The sequence below is a fragment of the Moorena sp. SIO3I6 genome, from assembly GCF_010672095.1.
In genome coordinates this window covers 1-1246 of sequence record NZ_JAAHHU010001466.1, presented here as the reverse complement: position 1 = coordinate 1246, position 1246 = coordinate 1, and the positions used below count along the sequence as shown (strand labels likewise).

The 1246-nt window shown below is 43.7% G+C and carries 2 protein-coding genes; one reads left to right on the top strand and one right to left on the bottom strand.

The genetic code is table 11. The features are described from left to right. Positions 1-179: DUF4114 domain-containing protein (locus tag F6K49_RS50315; protein ID WP_293110368.1), on the top strand; the 179-nt coding region annotated here is incomplete at its 5' end. Positions 180-347: 168 nt separating this feature from the next. Here F6K49_RS50315 and F6K49_RS50310 read toward each other — a convergent pair. Then, positions 348-1246: helix-turn-helix domain-containing protein (locus F6K49_RS50310; protein WP_293110366.1), on the bottom strand; the 899-nt coding region annotated here is incomplete at its 5' end.

Below are 1246 nucleotides of genomic sequence, written 5' to 3'. Positions count from 1 at the left end.
ATGCTGAGGTATTCTTTGCTTTCACAGCTGCTAACAGTGATGGCATGAGCCACATCCTTGAACTTGGAAATAGCAGTGACAACAAATTCACATTCGCCTTTGAAGATTTAAGTGGTAATGACAGTGACAAAAGCGATCGCGACTTTAACGATCTAGTGATTGACCTTACCATTTTATAATGGTTCATCAATCAGTAATGATTAGAAAAAAACATACCAATTCCAGTAGGGTGGGCAAAGTAATCTAATCGTGAATACTCAGTAAGCATATGCGCGTAGCGCATATGCTTAGAATACTCACCCATAACCAAAGGGTTTTTGCCCACCCTACAAGCTACTTCCACTAATCTACTGAGCAGCTAAGCTAAAACTCCTCTGTACAACAGCACCACGTTTCCCGAGGGATTTTGGTTGCTGTTGATCCACACTATACAAAACACCTCCCGCATTCCCTGACCTCACAGTCAGTTTTTGTTTAGCAATCCAGGTTTTCTGATATCCCTTGGGTAAGGTGTCTTCCAACGCGATTTTGCCATCAACTACCACTCGTACCCAAGTTTGCTCTGTAATACTCAAGCGTACTTTAATTAATGGATTAGATGGAGAAGGTTTGGGTTTGGGGGGTGGTAATGGTTCTGGCTTAGGGGCTGGTGCTGGTTGTTCTGGTTTATCTGGGGTTTGCTGCTCCTGAACAACTGATGAGTTTTCGATCTGTCGATTAGTTATATAGGTGAAAACGGTGTTGAGTAGATAAATTAGTCCACCAGCAACACTGACCAAGCTTACGATTATGATGTAACCATAATAGGGTTGTACGCTTTTAGCTACAGTCTTAACAGTCTTGCTTTTGGCTAGAATCCTAGGAATCTGTTGAGCAGAGGTTAGAGTCTGAGATTTCTCTTGTGAGGGGGTATTGCTATACAAGACTAAGGCACCAGGCTGGCTTTCCTCGGTGTTCTTGGTGTTATTGGTTTCCTCGGTGTTCTCGGTGTTCTCGGTGTTCAAGGACAATCCAGAATTAACTGGAAACGTTTTGGCTATCCCTGGACCATCTAGACTGAGAAACTCTGCATAGCGACGAATGAAGCCTTGAATGTAAACTGGCTCGGGCAACCCCTCCGATTGCCCTGCTTCAAGGGCTTGCAATATATGCAATCGAATAAAGGTGTTGTTAGCGACTTCCTCAATAGGTATAGATTTCTCCTGCCTGACTTGGCTGAGATAGGTCCCTATTTTCTGGAGTTGCT